The 17652-nt window shown below is 43.9% G+C and carries 16 protein-coding genes and 1 riboswitch; of the genes, 1 reads left to right on the forward strand and 15 read right to left on the reverse strand.

Annotated features, from left to right (window positions below; genetic code table 11):
* Positions 1-5: 5 nt before the first annotated feature.
* From A5867_RS12765 to A5867_RS12830, 14 genes are all read right to left on the reverse strand, one after another.
* Entirely contained in the window at positions 6-1265 is a 1260-nt protein-coding gene (locus A5867_RS12765) for a tetratricopeptide repeat protein (protein ID WP_087627768.1), read from the reverse strand.
* On the reverse strand, positions 1266-2315 hold the full coding sequence (locus A5867_RS12770) for a hypothetical protein (RefSeq protein WP_005229354.1): 1050 nt from the start codon (positions 2313-2315) through the stop codon (positions 1266-1268).
* 163 nt (positions 2316-2478) lie between these two features.
* Positions 2479-3732, reverse strand: coding sequence for a threonine ammonia-lyase IlvA (gene ilvA, locus A5867_RS12775; RefSeq protein ID WP_087627769.1), 1254 nt, complete (start codon positions 3730-3732; stop codon positions 2479-2481).
* Between the two features lie 11 nt (positions 3733-3743).
* Positions 3744-4733, reverse strand: coding sequence for a ketol-acid reductoisomerase (ilvC, locus tag A5867_RS12780; protein ID WP_005229350.1), 990 nt, complete (start codon positions 4731-4733; stop codon positions 3744-3746).
* A gap of 50 nt (positions 4734-4783) precedes the next feature.
* Positions 4784-5260: an acetolactate synthase small subunit gene (ilvN, locus tag A5867_RS12785; RefSeq protein ID WP_005229349.1), complete on the reverse strand. Its 477-nt coding sequence runs from the start codon at positions 5258-5260 to the stop codon at positions 4784-4786.
* A gap of 4 nt (positions 5261-5264) precedes the next feature.
* On the reverse strand, positions 5265-6965 hold the full coding sequence (ilvB, locus tag A5867_RS12790) for a biosynthetic-type acetolactate synthase large subunit (RefSeq protein ID WP_087627770.1): 1701 nt from the start codon (positions 6963-6965) through the stop codon (positions 5265-5267).
* A gap of 2 nt (positions 6966-6967) precedes the next feature.
* Positions 6968-8656 carry a dihydroxy-acid dehydratase gene (ilvD, locus tag A5867_RS12795; RefSeq protein WP_008381045.1) on the reverse strand — a complete coding sequence of 563 codons (1689 nt, stop codon included), beginning with the start codon at positions 8654-8656 and terminating at the stop codon, positions 6968-6970.
* 567 nt (positions 8657-9223) lie between these two features.
* Positions 9224-9499 carry an HU family DNA-binding protein gene (locus A5867_RS12800; protein ID WP_003126821.1) on the reverse strand — a complete coding sequence of 92 codons (276 nt, stop codon included), beginning with the start codon at positions 9497-9499 and terminating at the stop codon, positions 9224-9226.
* 234 nt (positions 9500-9733) lie between these two features.
* Positions 9734-11044, reverse strand: a complete 1311-nt coding sequence (gene der / locus A5867_RS12805; RefSeq protein ID WP_005231911.1) for a ribosome biogenesis GTPase Der — start codon at positions 11042-11044, stop codon at positions 9734-9736.
* 163 nt (positions 11045-11207) lie between these two features.
* Positions 11208-12422, reverse strand: a complete 1215-nt coding sequence (gene rpsA / locus A5867_RS12810; RefSeq protein ID WP_087627771.1) for a 30S ribosomal protein S1 — start codon at positions 12420-12422, stop codon at positions 11208-11210.
* Between the two features lie 212 nt (positions 12423-12634).
* The gene (gene cmk / locus A5867_RS12815; RefSeq protein ID WP_010749236.1) at positions 12635-13306 is read right to left on the reverse strand and encodes a (d)CMP kinase; all 672 of its coding nucleotides are present in this window, start codon (positions 13304-13306) and stop codon (positions 12635-12637) included.
* Between the two features lie 105 nt (positions 13307-13411).
* A complete protein-coding gene (locus A5867_RS12820) occupies positions 13412-14035 on the reverse strand; it encodes a LysM peptidoglycan-binding domain-containing protein (protein WP_087627772.1) in 624 nt (207 codons plus the stop codon).
* Positions 14036-14107: 72 nt separating this feature from the next.
* Entirely contained in the window at positions 14108-15490 is a 1383-nt protein-coding gene (locus A5867_RS12825; protein ID WP_010749234.1) for an ATP-dependent DNA helicase RecQ, read from the reverse strand.
* Positions 15484-16479 carry a helix-turn-helix domain-containing protein gene (locus A5867_RS12830; protein WP_087627773.1) on the reverse strand — a complete coding sequence of 332 codons (996 nt, stop codon included), beginning with the start codon at positions 16477-16479 and terminating at the stop codon, positions 15484-15486. The genes A5867_RS12825 and A5867_RS12830 overlap by 7 nt, the downstream gene beginning before the upstream one ends.
* A gap of 26 nt (positions 16480-16505) precedes the next feature.
* Between A5867_RS12830 and A5867_RS12835 the strand changes: the two genes are divergently transcribed.
* Positions 16506-16721 (forward strand): ferredoxin, encoded by a 216-nt coding sequence (locus A5867_RS12835; RefSeq protein WP_005229322.1) that lies wholly within the window; start codon positions 16506-16508, stop codon positions 16719-16721.
* Positions 16722-16780: 59 nt separating this feature from the next.
* Here the strand turns inward: A5867_RS12835 and A5867_RS12840 are convergent, their stop codons facing one another.
* On the reverse strand, positions 16781-17374 hold the full coding sequence (locus A5867_RS12840; RefSeq protein ID WP_010749232.1) for an ECF transporter S component: 594 nt from the start codon (positions 17372-17374) through the stop codon (positions 16781-16783).
* 150 nt (positions 17375-17524) lie between these two features.
* Positions 17525-17649, reverse strand: a riboswitch (FMN riboswitch).
* Positions 17650-17652 lie beyond the last annotated feature (3 nt).

The raw sequence follows: 17652 nt of genomic DNA on the forward strand, positions 1-17652 counted from the left end.
CTCACCTATCTTTCTAATAAGTCCTCCACGATCGACTGTACTTCTAAATCACCTGGTTCGTGTGCCAAATAATGTTGTAGCAAATGAAGAGCTTCAGGTAAACGCCCTTCTTCACGTAAGAAAATGCCATATTCCTTCATAAACGCCGGTTCATGGTGCAAATCAGCATTGGCTTCTTCGTAATATTTTGCTGCTTTGTCAAAATCTTCTAACGCATTGAAGGCTTGCGCTAGATTCCATAAAGCGTGAGGCTGTTCATTGTCTTCCATTCGCTCGATCGCCAAGATCGCTTCTTGCCAACGCTCTTCATTCAAGTATAAATTACTTAAAGTCAGTAATGTATCCTCTTCTTTTTCACCAGTTTCCAGTGCTTTAAGTAAAAATGACTCGGCTGCTTCACTGTCATGAAGTCGGTAAGCATTCTCGGCAGCAAAATGATAGAAATCCACTTGATATGGATCTTCATGAATCCCTTCTTCGATCACACGTTGCGCTTCTTCCAGCTGTTCTTCTTCTTGCAATGCTTCAGCCAAATAAAGATACAAGGCCCGGTATTGGGGATTCATGACCCGCAACTGCTGCAAGTAGCGAATCGCTTGTTCATTTTCCTTCAGCTGCAAATAGACTAAAGCCGTTTGAAAGAGACGCTCGTCCGTCTGTTCGTCTTCTAAGCTTGCTTCAAAATATTCCAACGCCTCTTCAAACTTACCTGCCATACTCAATGACGTTCCGGTCCGTTCAACGATCGAAATCCCCGAAATATCCGTAATATCTTCTTCCAGCAATCCTTGATAAAGGTCAACAGCTTCTTGATAGCGATCCGTTGAAAAAGCTAACTCAGCTAAGGCAAAACGAATCAAGGGTTCCTCTGGCACAAGGCTTTGCGCTTCTTTTAATTTAGCTTCGCTGACTTCCGGAATACCGATCAGTTGATAGAGATCCGCACTCAATAACAAGGCTTGCAGATAAGCTTCACTCGTTGGTAGTATTTGATCGATATAAGTGAAGGCTGTTTCAATCTGGTCTTCTTCCATCGCAATTTCCGCTAAAGGAAGCAGCAAAGCTTCATTATCAGGATGTCGTTGCTGCAAGGTTTCAAATAACGTTTTCGCCTCTTCCAAAAAGCCGATCTGCAATAGTTCATCACCTAAAGCGCCTAATGTCTCATCATCATCTTTTTGCAGAGCTTCGGTAAAATTTAATTGTGCTTCAGCCAGTTCTTCCGCGGCTAATGCTTTTAACATTTTTTCACTATATGTTTCCATTTAAACCCCTCGAATCTCATTGATTAATCGCTGATAAGTCTCCATCGTCTGGACGAGATCTTTTTCCTCGATTTTTGTTCTGCCCCCTATTGTACCAACTTTTGCCAAAAATAACAGTTTTTTTTCTTTTTGCTGCAATTCCAGTACATGACTGAAATATTCGCTTAATGAAAAAGACTCGGGCAATTCGATAGGAAAACCCAATCGGGCAAGCCATTGGCAGAACACGGGCAGATCGACAGTCAATTGCTGCTGCTGGACGGTCCACATAAAATGAAACAAAAAGCCAAAGAATAATTTCATCGCATCAGACAGCAAGTGCCCATTTTCCGTTCGATAAGCAGCATCGGCAAAGAGTTGGCCAAACTCCTCCAATTCGCTGCCTGATTGCTGGTATAGTTGGATCAACCGATCGGTATACGCAGCCAACGAATGTCTCATCAACGCCTGATGACTGGGATAAGTTCGATAAAGCTCTTTTAAAAACTCACTATCGGCAAGCACGCCACAACGAATCAGAGTCAAAAAATCGACCAATTTCCCATCGATCTGTTTTTCTGCGATCGTCTGATCGTAAATAACAAATTCGGGTGTATTAGGATTTTCCAGCATCGGGATATCTGGCTTTTTCACAACGATCGCTGTTTCTTTCACACTTTTAGCTAAGGCCCGCAAGGAAACGGGAATCAGCCAAAGCTGTGTCGTCAGAACCGACGTCGCGTGGATAAAACTGCTCAATGCCAACACGCCTTCATTCCCAAAACCGACGATCAGCAGCGGCTCTTGTTTTGAAAAGCGGCCGAAGAAATCCATTGCAGCTTTAAACTCACTAAAGTTGTTGCAATACATTTGATTGGTACAAATATACCAATTGACCTCTCGTGGCAAAAACAGGCGGGTCAATTTTTCTGAAAAGCGGTCATAATAGCGCTGATTCGTCAAAATGATCACCTGCTGCGGCTCGATCGACTGTTCTCTCATGACCGATGCTAGTGTTTCACCATAAGAAATTTGGGTTTCTTGTTCATTTCGGAAAAAAACAGCTTCCATCGGCTCACTCCTTTGCTACTACTTCCTATTATAACAAGAAGGAGCTTAAACACCTACTAAATCGCTAATGATTAGGAAGTATTTTCCTGTGATTGGTTCAACGATCCGATAAAAAGCAAAAAACATGATTTCCTCTTCTTCCAAAGGAAAATCATGTTTTTTCTTAAACCAAAAGTGAGTAGAGTGATTGATTTTGCTGAAGGTTGATATAGTTTTTGTCAAACTGTTCAATTCGTGACAGTAATGCGGGGAGATCTTTTTTGTGTTTCAACAAGATTCCCAGCATTACTGGTCCTGTTCCACGATTGATTTTTTTTGTATATTCAAACCTAGTGATATCATCATCGGGACCTAATACATGGCTAACAAATTCCTTCAACGCACCGGGACGTTGTGGGAAATTGACGATAAAATAATGTTTCAATCCTTGATAGATCAGTGATTTCTCTTCGATCTCTGCCATACGGGAACTATCATTGTTACCGCCACTCACAATACAGACGACTGTTTTGCCTTTGATTTGCTCTTTGATCAGATCCAAAGCTGCCACACTCAAGGCACCAGCTGGTTCAGCGACGATCGCTTGCTTGCTGTACAATTCCAGAATCGTTTGACAGATTGCGCCTTCTTCCACAGCTACCAATTGATCCACATAGCGTTTGGCATGGGCATAGGTTTGAGCTCCGACTTGTTTGACCGCTGCACCATCCACAAAGGTTTCAATATGCTCCAGCGCCACTGGTCCTTGATGATCAAAGGCGGCTTGCATCGAGGCTGCCCCTACAGGTTCTGCTCCAACAACTTTTATCTTCGGTTGCTTTTCTTTCAAATAGGCTGCGGTTCCGCTGATCAAGCCGCCCCCGCCAATCGCTGCCACGACCAGATCGATCGTTACTTGTTTTTTTTCAGCATCCGCCAGCATCTCCACAGCAACGGTTCCTTGTCCTGCGATAATATTAGGATCGTCAAAGGGAGCAATGAAGGCCATTTGCTGTTCTTTTGCAAAGTGTTTAGCCGCTTGGGCTGCCACATCAAACGTATCTCCCACCAATTCGATTTTGACATAATCTCCACCGAAAAAGAGGACTTGCGCGATTTTTTGCTGTGGCGTCGTTGTCGGCATGAAAATAACCGCTCGGATCTGCTGTTCTTGACAGGTATAAGCAACACCTTGCGCATGGTTTCCGGCACTGGCACAGACGACGCCACGACGAGTCAGTTCAGGATCTGCCTGGGTGATCGCATAGTAGGCACCGCGTAATTTGAAGGAGCGGACTTTTTGCAAGTCCTCTCGCTTCAACAAGACCGTCGCTTGATACTTCTCAGATAAAAAGCGATCATACTGCAGCGGCGTATGACTAACTGCTCCCCGCAGTCGCTCGTAGGCTTGTTCGATTGCAGAAACTGTCACCAACAAACGCGTCCCTCCTAATCTTTCGCAACAAACGGCATCATTTTCCGTAACTCGCTGCCGACTTTTTCAATTTGATGATTGCCGTTTTCCTCACGCATTTTATGGAATTCAGGGAAGCCGTTTTGATTGTCTTCAATGAATCCTTTCGCAAATTGGCCGTTTTGGATGTCTGTCAATACGGCTTTCATGTTTTCTTTGGCTTGTGCAGTGATCACCCGAGCACCAGAAACGTAGTCACCATACTCAGCCGTATTCGAGATCGAATGGCGCATTTTTTTGAAGCCTCCTTCATAAATCAAGTCAACGATCAGTTTCAATTCATGACAAACTTCAAAATAAGCCAATTCCGGTTGGTACCCCGCTTCTACCAATGTTTCAAAGCCCGCTTCGATCATACTGGTCAAACCGCCACAAAGTACGGCTTGCTCACCGAAAAGATCGGTTTCGGTCTCTTCTTTAAAGGTCGTTTCCAAAACGCCGACCCTTGTGGCACCAATGCCTTTTGCATAGGATAAAGCCGTTGCTTGTGCGTTACCAGTCGCATCTTGATAAACTGCAAACAAGGCTGGTACCGCAAACCCTTCGGTAAAGGTTCGACGCACCAAATGACCTGGTCCTTTTGGCGCAACTAGAAAAACATCCACCTCTTTTGGTGGCGCGATCACATCAAAATGAATATTGAAACCATGAGCAAATGCTAATGCATTGCCCGCAGAAAGATTCGGTTCGATCTCATTTTTATACAACGATCCTTGGATCTCATCGGGTGCCAAGATCATGACTACATCCGCTTTTTGAACGGCTTCGGCTACTGGGAAAACCTCAAATCCATCGTTTCTTGCGGCTTCCGCTGATTTTCCTTCACGAATGCCGATAAAGACTTCATGACCTGTGTCCCGTAAATTTTGCGCATGAGCGTGCCCTTGAGAGCCGTAGCCGACGATCGCAATCTTCTTGTCTCCTAAATTATCTGTAACTTCCTCGTTGTAATATACTTTTACCATACTTGTTTCCTCCGAATTCTTTCTTTATTTTAAGCAATTCAAAATTGCACTTACCCTCTTGTAAAGCCAGTGACACCCGTCCGTGCCAATTGTTTGATGCCGTATGGACGTAAAACCTCGATGCACGCTTCTACCTTTTTCGTATCGCCAGCAACTTGCACAACGATTGTTTTTAGTGCCACATCGACAATGTGTGCTCGAAATGGATCGATCACTGCTTGGATCTCCGAACGGCTTGTGGTTGGCGCATTGACTTTGATCAGCACCAGCTCCCGTTCGATATGAGGAACTTCTGTAATATCAGAAACCTTCAAGACATCGATCTGCTTGTTCAGATGCTTAGTCACTTGTTCTGTTTCTGCCAAATCGTTCACGTTGACAATGATCGTCATACGTGAAAACTCTGGTCGTTCTGTCGTACCGACAGAGATACTCTCGATATTGACTTGACGACGGTTCAAGACACTCGTGATACGGCTCAAAACACCTGCTTCATTATGGACGATTGCTGCTAATACCCGTTTCATCCCCTTAGACCCCCATCATTTCATGATTGGCTTTCCCCGGTGGGATCATCGGCAGCACATGCTCAGATGGCGAGACCATTACTTCGATCAGCTGCGGCCCTGCTTGAGAAAAAGCTGCTGCCAATTGATCAACCAGTTGCTCTGGGTCATCGATCCGACAGCCTTCAATGCCATAAGCCTGTGCCAGTTTGACAAAATCAGGCTGCTGCGCAAAAACGGAGGCAGAGCGCCGCTTGCCATGGAATGTTTCTTGCCATTGGCGAACCATTCCTAAAGAGCAGTTGTTCAATAACACAAATTTGACATTCAAGCCATACTCATTCAAAATCGCAAATTCTTGGTTCGTCATTTGAAATCCACCATCGCCAACGAACACCACGACCATTTTTTCTGGATGAGCAAATTGAACGCCGATTCCTGCAGGGATGCCATAGCCCATCGTCCCTAGTCCGCCACTGGTAATCAATTGTTTGGGAAAGCGAAAAGGATAATACTGCGCGACCCACATTTGATGCTGACCAACATCGGTGATGACGTAAGCCTCTCCTTTGGTCAAACGCCCTACTTCTTCGATGACTTTTTGTGGTTTGATTTCTTGTGTCTGAGTGCGATCATAGCGATAAGGTTTTTCCTTTTTCCGTTTTTGGCATAGATCCAACCAAGTCGTCCAGGTTCCTCTTGTTGGTGGGTACCGCAGCATTTGCTGCAAAGCAGCCTTGGCATCGCCGACGATTGGGATCTTTGTCGTTACGATCTTGCCGATCTCCACTGGGTCAATATCGATATGAGCAACGATCGCCTGCTTGCCGAACTGACTGCCGGCCGTTGCTAGGCGATCATCGAAGCGAGAGCCGATATTGATAATCAAATCGGCTTCTGATAAAGCCATGTTCGCCGCATAGGTGCCATGCATACCGCCCATGCCTAAGAAAAATTGATGATCACTTGGCAGTAAGCCTAAGCCAAGCAACGTTGTCACTGTCGGCAACTTGTACTTGGCAATAAATGCATTTAGTTCAGCTGCAGCTTCAGCAGCGATCACGCCTGCACCCGCCAGTACCACTGGTCGCTGAGCTTTTTCCAAGACTTGCATCAGTTTTTCGATTTGCAGACGGGATGGCTCTGCCGTCGGCTGATAACTTTTCCTTGTGATCGGCAATGAGCAGGTTTCAGCGGTTTCTTGTAATGTAATATCTTTCGGAAGGTCGATGACAACCGGTCCTTTTCGCCCTGTGGAAGCGATATGGAAGGCTTCAGCGATCACTTTTGGCAGCTCATCGACACAGCGGACTTGGTAGTTGTGCTTCGTGATCGGCAACGTGATACCCAGAATATCCGCCTCTTGGAAGGCATCTTTGCCAATTCCTGGTACCGCCACTTGTCCCGTGATAACTACCAATGGTACGGAATCACTCATAGCATCGGCAATGCCCGTGACGACATTTGTAGCACCTGGTCCGCTCGTCACTAAAACGACCCCAACATTGCCAGTAGCTTTGGCATAGCCTTCAGCGGCGTGGATCGCGCCTTGCTCGTGACGCGTCAAAATATTCGGAATCGCTGCATCATATAATTGATCATATAACGGCAGGACGGCGCCGCCCGGATAGCCAAAGATCATTTCGACGCCTTGCTCTTGTAAGCTGTCCACTAATACTTGTGCGCCAGTCCTTAGATGCGATGCTTGATACTCGATATTTTCCATTGCTACTCCTCCTCATCAGGTACTCGCATAATCCCGCCCGTATTGGCAGAGGTCACTAAAGCGGTATAACGTGCAAGCCATCCTTTTTTCACTTTTGAACGAAACTTCGGTCGTTCTTGCGCACGCTTGGCAAGCTCTTCTTCTGAAACTTGCAGATTTAGCGTTCGATTTGGCAAATCAATAATGATCTCATCGCCATCGTTGACTAGTCCTAATGGACCACCGGCTGCAGCTTCCGGAGAAATATGTCCAACTGCGATCCCCCGCGTCGCTCCTGAAAAGCGGCCGTCTGTAATCAAGGCGACATCTTTGCCTAACCCACGTCCAACGATGCTTGAGGTAGGCGCCAACATTTCTGGCATACCTGGTCCTCCTTTTGGTCCCTCATAGCGGATCACTACAACATGTCCTTTTTGTACGGTATGATTGTCGATGGCAGCAACTGCTTCATCATGTGAATCAAAACAGATCGCTTTGCCTTTGAACACTTGGACACTTGGATCGACCCCACCGACCTTGATGACACTGCCTTCTGGGGCGATATTACCGTACAAGATCGATAGACCACCCACAGGACTATACGGGTTTTCTTTGGGATGAATAACTTCTTCGTTGTGGATCTTCGCTTCAGCGACATTTTCTCGTAACGTCTTGCCTGTGACAGTCGGTCGATCAGGATGAATCGCTCCCTCGATATCACAAAGCTCCCTTATGATTGCGGAAACGCCGCCAGCTTCATGAACATCGTGCATCGAATAGGCTGATGATGGCGCGATTTTTGAGAGATAAGGCACTCTTTTAGCGATTTCATTGACCCGTCTTAAGTCATAATCGATCTCAGCTTCATTGGCGATCGCTAAGGTATGCAACACTGTGTTGGTGGACCCCCCCATCGCCATGTCTAAAGCGAAGGCATCATCAATAGCTTCTTTGGTCACGATGTCTCGAGGTTTCACTTGTTTTTCAACAAGATCCATCAACTTAAAGGCGGCTTGTCTAACTAGTTCTCGTCGTTCTTCAGACACGGCAAGAATCGTACCATTGCCTGGCATTGCCAATCCTAAGATCTCTAAGAGACAATTCATTGAATTGGCAGTAAACATCCCAGCACAGGAACCGCAAGTCGGACAGGCATTTTGCTCCATAAATTCAAAGTCTTCTTTCGTCATGTTGCCAGTCTTGTAAGTCCCCACGGCTTCAAACATGGAAGACAAGGTTATCTGGTGGCCCCGTGGATCAATACCGGCTTTCATCGGACCGCCAGAACAAAAGATCCCCGGTACGTTCGTCCGCATCGCTGCTAAAATCATGCCAGGAGTGATCTTGTCGCAATTCGGGATATAAAATACGCCGTCAAACCAGTGAGCATTGATCACGGTTTCTGCGGAATCAGCGATCAATTCTCGGCTGGGTAGCGAATAACGCATGCCAATATGGCCCATCGCAATGCCATCATCCACACCGATCGTATTGAACTCAAAAGGGATGCCGCCAGCTTCACGAATCGCTTCCTTAGCGATATCTGCTAACTCCCGTAAATGCACATGTCCAGGCACAATATCGATATAGGAATTACATATCGCAATAAATGGCTTGTTCATGTCATGGATATTTTTTACTTGTCCTGTGGCATAGAGCAGACTCCTAGCTGGCGCTGCATCGATCCCTTTTTTAATCTGATCACTTCTCACACTCATCATCTCCTGCATTTTGGAATAAAAAAAAGCATCCCGGTTATAAAAAACTGGGATGCTTTGCCAGAATCCCATTTTACTTACGCAAATAGGACTCAAACAAACGGATAATTTTTGCTTCCGTGTTCTAAGTCCTGGTATCAATAATAATGACTAATAAATATTGATTAAAATTGCGCATAGAAAATGGCTCCTTCATTAGAAATAGTAACGTTCTTGTAATTGTTTACCAATATACCCTTTGCAAAAACACTTGTCAACGAATTTTCTGAATTTTTTTTCAATAATGACAATTCCAAGGAACCCTTCCTCACATTAGATGTCATTTAATCGCTTGCTTCTTTTGATAAAAATGACTTTTAAATCACCTTTATTCTTGCTTGAGAATTAAGGTGTGCCCGCAACCCTTGTTTTTTTTAGCTCAAAAGAAAAACAAAAAATATTTTTGAATTTTCTGACAATAATAACCGTTTCTTTTCCCATTCGATCCGCCTGCATGGTGGCAGTCCCTAGTTAGACAAAAGAAAAAACCCTTGATTACTCAAGGGTTTCTACAAGACTCAATTATTTCACTGCGTCTTTAAGAGCTTTACCTGGTTTGAATGCAGGTACTTTGCTAGCAGGGATCTTGATTTCTTCACCAGTTTGTGGGTTGCGTCCTTTGCGTTCTGCACGAGAACGAACTTCAAAGTTACCAAAGCCGATCAATTGAACTTTTTCACCGTTAGCTAAAGCGTCTTGAATTGTTGAGAATACAGCGTCTACTGCTGCAGTTGCGTCTTTCTTAGTTAAGTCAGTAGCTGCTGCAACTTTTTCGATTAATTCTGCTTTATTTGCCATGGATGGTTTCACCTCCTGATATTTTTTTTGATGTCATGCATCAACAAAAATCTTGAGTGGTCCAAGGTTTTTGTCAAATATTGATTACCATCAATATTCTGATATAACGTTATCATAAGAACCTTGTAATATCAAGGATTTTAACGTTTTTAGGGGGTTTTTTTTTGGTTTTTTCCCATTTTTCTAGAAAAGGACAGATTTCTTTGTAAAAAGAAACAAAGTATGATAAAATCTCTATTTTCTTCTGCGAGGAATGATCCGAATCGGCGTTCCTTCAAAAGTGAATGCCTTGCGGATTTGATTTTCTAAGAAACGTGCATAAGAGAAATGCATCAGTTCTTCTTCGTTGACAAAAATAACAAAAGTTGGCGGTTTGACAGCTACTTGCGTCGCATAAAAAATCTTCAAACGTTTGCCTTTGTCTGTTGGGGTTGGGTTGATCGCCACAGCGTCCATAATGACGTCATTCAACAACGCAGATGGAATACGCATGTTTTGATTCATGCTGACTTCTTCAATCAATTGCGGCAGCTTATTCAAGCGCTGTTTCGTCACTGCGGAAACAAAAATGATTGGCGCGTAATCCAAATATTGGAATTCGTCTCTGATTTCTTCTTCAAAATCACGCATCGTATTCGTTTCTTTTTTCAATGTATCCCATTTATTGACAACAATAATGATTCCACGGCCTGCTTCATGGGCATAGCCAGCGATCCGTTTGTCTTGCTCGCGAATCCCTTCTTCAGCGTTCAAGACCATCAAGACGACGTCTGAGCGTTCAATGGCCCGCATCGCCCGCATGACACTGTATTTTTCAGTAGACTCGTAGACCTTCCCTTTTTTACGCATGCCGGCGGTATCAATCATGGTAAATTCTTGACCGCTTTCGCTGGTAAAATGGGTATCGATCGCATCACGAGTCGTTCCTTCGATATCAGAAACGATCACTCGCTCTTCCCCTAGAATTGCATTGATCAAAGAGGATTTACCGACATTTGGACGACCAATCAAACTAAACTTGATGATGGAATCATCTTCTTCTTCTGCTTCATTGGTGAAGTGTTTGACTGCTTCATCAAGAACATCCCCGATCCCTAATCCATGACTTCCTGAGATTGGGTATGGATCGCCTAGACCCAAACCATAAAATTCATAGATGTCGGTACGCATCTCGGGATTATCAACTTTGTTGACCGCTAAAATCACGGGTTTGTTGCTTTTGTACAGCAAACGAGCCACAAGCTCATCAGCATCGGTTACTCCTTCACGAGCACTCGTAATAAAAACAATGACATCTGCTTCATCGATGGCGATTTCTGCTTGATGCTTGATTTGATCCATAAACGGCTCATCACTTAAATCGATCCCACCTGTATCGATTACGCTAAACTCACGGCCTAGCCATTCACCGGTGGCATAAATACGATCTCTGGTCACTCCTGGAGTATCCTCAACGATCGAAATTCGTTCTCCAGCTATCCGGTTGAAAATGGTCGATTTCCCCACATTCGGACGTCCAACGATCGCTATTGTTGGATTTGACATTTTTTACCCTCCATTTAAAAAAGCAGTCCTTGTACGCTGCTTCTTGTATTCAATCTTACTTAGTTTACCTAAAGCCATGGAAAGTTGCAAGCTTTCCTGGCAAACAAAAAACCAGCTTATAACAAATTCAAACATCGAATCGTTATAAGCTGATGGCATACAATTACTCTTCGTCGCTGTCTTTTAAGGCATCACCTAAGATATCACCCATAGTAAAACCAGTTGATTCTTCTGGCAATTGATAGTCGTCCTCTGAAACCTCTTGTGTTTCATTGGTGTTTTCGGCTTTTTCTAATGCTTTGATACTTAATGCGATTCGGTGTTCTGAAGGGTTCACTTCAAGCACTTTCACTTGCACTTCATCACCTTCTTGTAAGACTTCATGTGGTGTCGCAATGTGTTTATGGGAGATTTGTGAGATATGGATCAGCCCTTCAACACCTGGGAAGACTTCCACAAACGCACCGAAGCTTGTCAAGCGTTTAACAGTCCCCGTCAAGACACTGCCAACAGCCGCTTGCTCTTCAATATTGGTCCAAGGTCCAGGCAATGTGTCTTTGATCGAAAGTGACACACGTTCTTTGTCTGCATCAACAGATAAGATACGCACATTGACGGTATCGCCAACAGATAAAACATCACTAGGTTTGCCAACATGTCCATGAGAAATTTCAGAGACATGGACAAGTCCATCGATGCCGCCAAGGTCTACGAAGGCACCAAAGTCGGTCAAACGCGCTACTTTTCCTTCTACTTCTTGTCCTTCATATAAATCAGCTAATAAAGCTTCTTTTTGTTTTGCTTTTTCTGCTTCGACAACTGCTTTATGAGAAAGGATCAAACGGTTTTCTGAAGGCTCGATCTCAACGATTTTGAAGGTCAATGTTTTCCCTTTGTAATCTTCGAAATCCGCAACAAAATGGTCTTCGACCATTGATGCTGGGACAAACCCACGAACACCTACATCAACCACTAACCCGCCCTTAACGACGTTGGTGACTGGTGCTTCAATGATTTTTCCTTCTTGGAAATCTTTTTCGATATCTTCCCAAACTTTTTTCGCGTCTAAGCGACGTTTAGAAAGGAGATAGCTGCCGTTTTCTTTGTCTTTACCAATTGCTGAAATCACAACCAATTCTAAGACATCCCCAATTTTGACTGCTTCGTTGATGTCTTCAACAGGTAAAGTTGATAATTCTTTTGCAGGAACAACGCCTTCAACGCCGGCGCCTTCGATCCCTACGATCGCTTGTTTATCCTCAATGGCCAATACCTCACCTTTAACGATATCTCCAACTTTTACTTCTTGGAAATTGTCTAAAGCGGCTTCCATTGATTCATTTCCACTCTCAACCTGATTATTTTCAAATTCTGTCATCTCTCATGTCCTCCTAACCAACAATTCTGCAATAATTGCACTACATCTTTTAGTTTAAAATAGAATGAAAAAAAAATAAAGCGATTTCTCTTATTTTCCTAAAAAACTACGGTTTTTTCGTTAAAAAAGTCTTTTCACCTCTGTTTTCTTACTCACTTTCATCTTTTGGTTTCGAAAAATAAAAAAACAATGGGGAACACCCATTGTTTTTGTTAATCAATTTTTTCTTTGATGGTTTTTTTGATTGCTTCGACGACTTGCTCGATCGTTAAACCAGACGTATCGATTCGAACCGCATCCTCCGCTTGTTTCAAAGGGGAGACTTCTCTGTGAGAATCCAGATAATCTCTTTGCTGGATCTCTTCTTTCAACGTCTCATAATCGGTTTTGATCCCTTTTTGCTGATTTTCTTTAAAACGGCGCTGTGCGCGTTCTTCCACACTTGCTACCAGAAAAATCTTGACTTCTGCTTGTGGTAAAACCGCCGTACCAATATCGCGGCCATCCATCACGACACCGCCATCTTTAGCGATCATCTGCTGTTGTTGGACGAGTTTTTCGCGGATCGCAGGGTATGCCGACACCTTCGAAACTGCGTTGGTTACTTCTGGCTGACGGATCGCTTCTGTGACTTGCTCTCCTCCTGCAAAGACCTCTTGACCGTGTTCAGTCGGTTCAAAAGTGATGGGGTATTGATCGATCAAAGCAGCGATCGCCGCTTCATCTTCAAGTGAACAGCCCGTTTTTAAAGCTAAATACGTGATGCTTCGATACATGGCACCAGTATCCGTATAAATAAATCCCAGGTCATTCGCGATGATTTTTGCCACTGTGCTTTTCCCAGATGACGCAGGACCATCAATAGCGATGTTGATTTTTTTCATTTTTCTTACTCCTCGTTTCCCAACGATGTGTATTCCTTCATCGTTTCTGCTTATCGTCCACCTTGGCTTCTCTCTTTCAAGAAAAAAAACCGCCAAAGCGGTTTTTTATTTAATTCGTAAGGTGTCGCCAGGGTAAAGCATGTAGTTGTTTGGATCAATCCCATTTAATTGATATAGGGTTTCAACTGAGATGCCTGTACGGGCTGCCACTTGTTCAGGACCTTCGCCAGCTTGGACTGTCGTGTATTCCTCGGTACCAGTTGCGCCTTGACCTTGATCAGTTTGCGTATTCTCTTGTCCCGCATTGTTTTCTTGTTGCGCCGGTTCACTACTTGATGGCGTCGTTGAAGCTGGTGCAGAACTACTGCTACTTGATGAAGAACTTGATTCACTTGTTGACGAACTCGTTTCACTTGTCGATTCCGTAGTGGATGATTCCGTCGTTGATGATTCGGTTGTTGAAGACTCTGTCGTACTTTCTACAGTACTGCTCGAACTTGCTGTGGTTGGGGCATCATTGTTATGGTTCAATACCCAAATACCGGCACCAACCGGAATTGCCACGATCAAGAAAAGCAAAACTAAAACGACCGTCAAAAAGAGTGAATTCCCACGCTTTTGTTTTCTTTGTTGGGATCTTGATGCAGAATCATCGTATTCTGTATCATAGATTGGTTGTTCCCACGGTTCTTGATTTTCTGAATTGTAGTCATTGTCTTTCTTGCTCACTCGTATTCCCTCCTAGTTTCCTTCCGATGTATTATACCATAGGTAAATAAAAACTGTCCTACAAAATACGATTCAATTTATATCTTTAAAAATTTTTATTAAACGTTCCTGCCAATGATGGGCTTCCTTTTTCTCGGGCAGCTGTTCTTCACCCGCTATTTCGATCCCGTCATTGTCGCAACAATAAGGATTCTCCTGGGCTTCCTCTCCGAAATGCGCCAGTAAAAATTGTCGGCGACAACCTGTAAAATGAATATAAGCCAACATTTTCTGTAATTGTTCTTGTTTTTGCTGTTCATTGCGTTTTAATGTTTCCAGCCAAAAGGAAGTCCCCAACTCTTTCATTTTTTGCTGCCACTTTTCTTGCAACGGTGTCAAGGGTTCTTTCCTCTTCTCCTGAACCATTCGTTCTAAAGCAAGGCGTTCTTCTTTATTTTCTCGCTGAAAGAAGTAATGGATCTGCTCATCATGTTCCTGATAAAGCAAAATCGCATTGCTTTGTTTGCCATCACGACCAGCTCGCCCGATTTCTTGACTGTAATTCTCTAACGAATCAGGTAGATCATAATGGATCACAAAGCGAATATCTTCCTTATTGATCCCCATCCCAAAGGCATTGGTAGCAACGAGTAATTTTAATTTATTCTGAGAAAACTGCTGCTGCAACGTTTTTCTTTGATCACTCGCGAGACCACCATGATAATAGCCTACCAAATAGCGCTGACGCAGTTTGTTATAGACTTCTTCGACTTTGCTTCTTGTGGAACAGTAGATGATCCCAGCCCCGCCTAAGCGGCTGAGATAGTCTGCTAATGCCGCATCTTTGTCTGTCGTTTGCTCTACGAACAAGCCGATATTGCTGCGGTTCATCGAATAACGGTAGACATTGGCGTTCTTTGCTAACAATACTTGCCGTATGTCTGCTTCCACTTGTGCTGTTGCAGTAGCCGTCAAGGCTAATGTGACGGGTGCCTTCAAGCGTTTCTTTACTTCACCAAGCTGCAAGTACTCTGGTCGAAAATCAATGCCCCATTGCGAAACACAATGGGCTTCATCCACCACGAGCATGGCGATCTTAACCTGTTCCAATTGATGCAAAACAGCTTCTTGTACGATCATTTCTGGACTTAAAAACAAAAACTTGTACTTCTGCAAATGCTGCATCACATACTGGCGATCAGCAAGGTCCAATTGACTATTAAACGCAATCGCGCGTTTTTCCCCTTGCTTTTGTAAGCCGTAGACTTGATCTTCCATCAAAGAGACTAACGGCGAGATAATGATCACGATCCCGTCTACTAGGTACCCTGGCAGCTGATAGCACAGACTTTTGCCATTCCCAGTAGGCAGAATCGCTAACGTATCTTGCTGCGCTAAAACACTTTCGATGACTTCTTTTTGTCCTTGGCGGAATGTTTTGAAACCAAAATACTGATTCAGTGCATCTTCTAACATCGAATCCCCCGCTTCTGAGCAATCTGTAACAAACGAATCGTCAAAAAATCAATCGTAAGAAGCGCCTGTAATTCTTGATAGCTATTTTTCCAAGAAGCTTCTGGCAGCTTTTTCAACAACGCTGTATCAAAGCGCTGAAAAGGAAACGTGGGATCAAGCAATGCCCACTCAATCAAATGATCATTAACAGTTCCTCGTTTGATCCTTCTTTTTTCCATAATCTGCTCGACAGAATCGCCTCGCAAAAACAATGCTCGGCTTTCCACCATGCTTTGGTTTAAACTTCTCTTTAGAAAAGGCGACAATCCTCGAAACAGGATCGTCTGGGGCGTTTTTTCGATCAAGGTTAAAAATTGATGGATCGAAGCTCCTACATAAAGAGTGTCCCAAGGCTTACTTCGAACATTTTCTGGTAAAAGCTGAAAAAACGCCTGCCCTAGAATATCTGGACCCGATAAGGTGCCCGCTAAAAAATCTGCCATTTCTGCGGGAAGCTGGTCAAAAATTGCTGTTAGCTCTTGATACAGGCACTTTTTGATGTCAGGATTGTGACGGATCAGCTGACGGACAGGTTCTGTATAGAGTGGCGTGTTTTCAACGGGAATATACTGATTGGTCACGCCTTGATACGCAGCTGCTTGAACCAGCAGCCGAACAAAACGCCAAGCCTCCTCCGTCGTTCGTCCATAACGAAAGTAATTCGCATAACGCAACAATCGTTCACCTGGCTGCTGGCTGTTTCTAGCGGTCGTTTTGAGCAGCAGACCATCTGAATCTCGACTTAGAGCCCCTCGTTGGATCAAGTCAGCGAGCGTCTGTTGATACGCTTTCTCATTCAACTGGGGCAACGATTGAAAGAGACCTAAGCGATCATAAAAAAAGGCATAACTCAAGACAGAGCTAGTACGCTTACCAATGAGAATTTGATAAAGTGTTGATGGGCGCAGCTTGTCAGTATCAGAAAACAGCGCTAAAATAAAAGAATCCATATTTCCCCTCCAGAAAGGACTAAAAAATGTCACAACGCTGTAAAATTATTCCTGAGCGCTGCATTGCTTGTGGCCTATGTGCGATCTATGCCCCCGAGATCTTCGATTATGATGAAGACGGGATCGTTTTATTTGCCCAAGAACCAAATGCTCGGCAACAGTTTATCATAGAAGACCAACAAGAAAAAGTCAAAACTGCTTATCGCAAATGCCCTACCCGTGCGATTATCATGGAAAAATAAAAAAAGCCGACTTGCCATTGACAGACCTTTCGTCTGCAACAGCAAGTCGGCTCATTTTTTTATTTTCCTATAGCAGAATGATGGGGCTGCTTACGAGCCAACCATGGCAGCAGTTTGGCGTGAAGTGCTAAAAAGACAGCACTGACGATTGCGCCTTTGACCAAATTGAAAGGTAAGATCCCGATCGCCACATATTGCGGCAAAGACATTCCTAAAAATTGATCGGCTGTGACCCCGAAAAAGCGCAGGTAAAGCGGTGTGATCACAAATAGGTTCGCCACACTCATAAAAATCGTTACCGACAAGATACCGCTGATGACACCAACCATTTTGTTTTTGGTGTGAATACCTTTGCGGAAAAAGTAGTACATTGGCAAAGTAAAGGCACATGATGCTAAAAAGCTTGCCGTATCCCCCACCATATCAGCAGGTGAAAAACCAGATAAGAACAAATGCAGCACCGAACGAATGAAAGCAGTCAATACCCCGCTCCAAGGACCAAATAAAAACATCATGATCATCACGGGAATATCACTAAAATCGATCTTTAAAAAGCTGAATGCTGGGAAAATCGGAAAAGCGATAAATTGCAAAATTGTTCCCATAGCAGCACACATGGCGATCGTCACCATTTTTCTTGTTTTGTTGTTCATCAGTATAAATCCTCCTAAGTTCAGGATTCCTCTTCAAACGAACCTATTAAATTTCCTCGGCTTTCTTGTCGGCGCCAGACAAAAAATACCCTCTTTTTTCCACAGGGAAAAAAGAGGGCATTCGAAATAGCCATAAGCAAATCAAATACGCTCTATCTTCTTTATCCAGACTGTACTGTCGGTATCGGAATTTCACCGATTCAGCTATTTCCGAAGAAATAGGTCGTGGACTATAACCACCGGTCGGGAATTGCACCCTGCCCCTGAAGACGAACCTT

The sequence above is a fragment of the Enterococcus sp. 6D12_DIV0197 genome (assembly GCF_002174385.1).
Taxonomy (GTDB): Bacteria; Bacillota; Bacilli; order Lactobacillales; family Enterococcaceae; genus Enterococcus_D; species Enterococcus_D casseliflavus.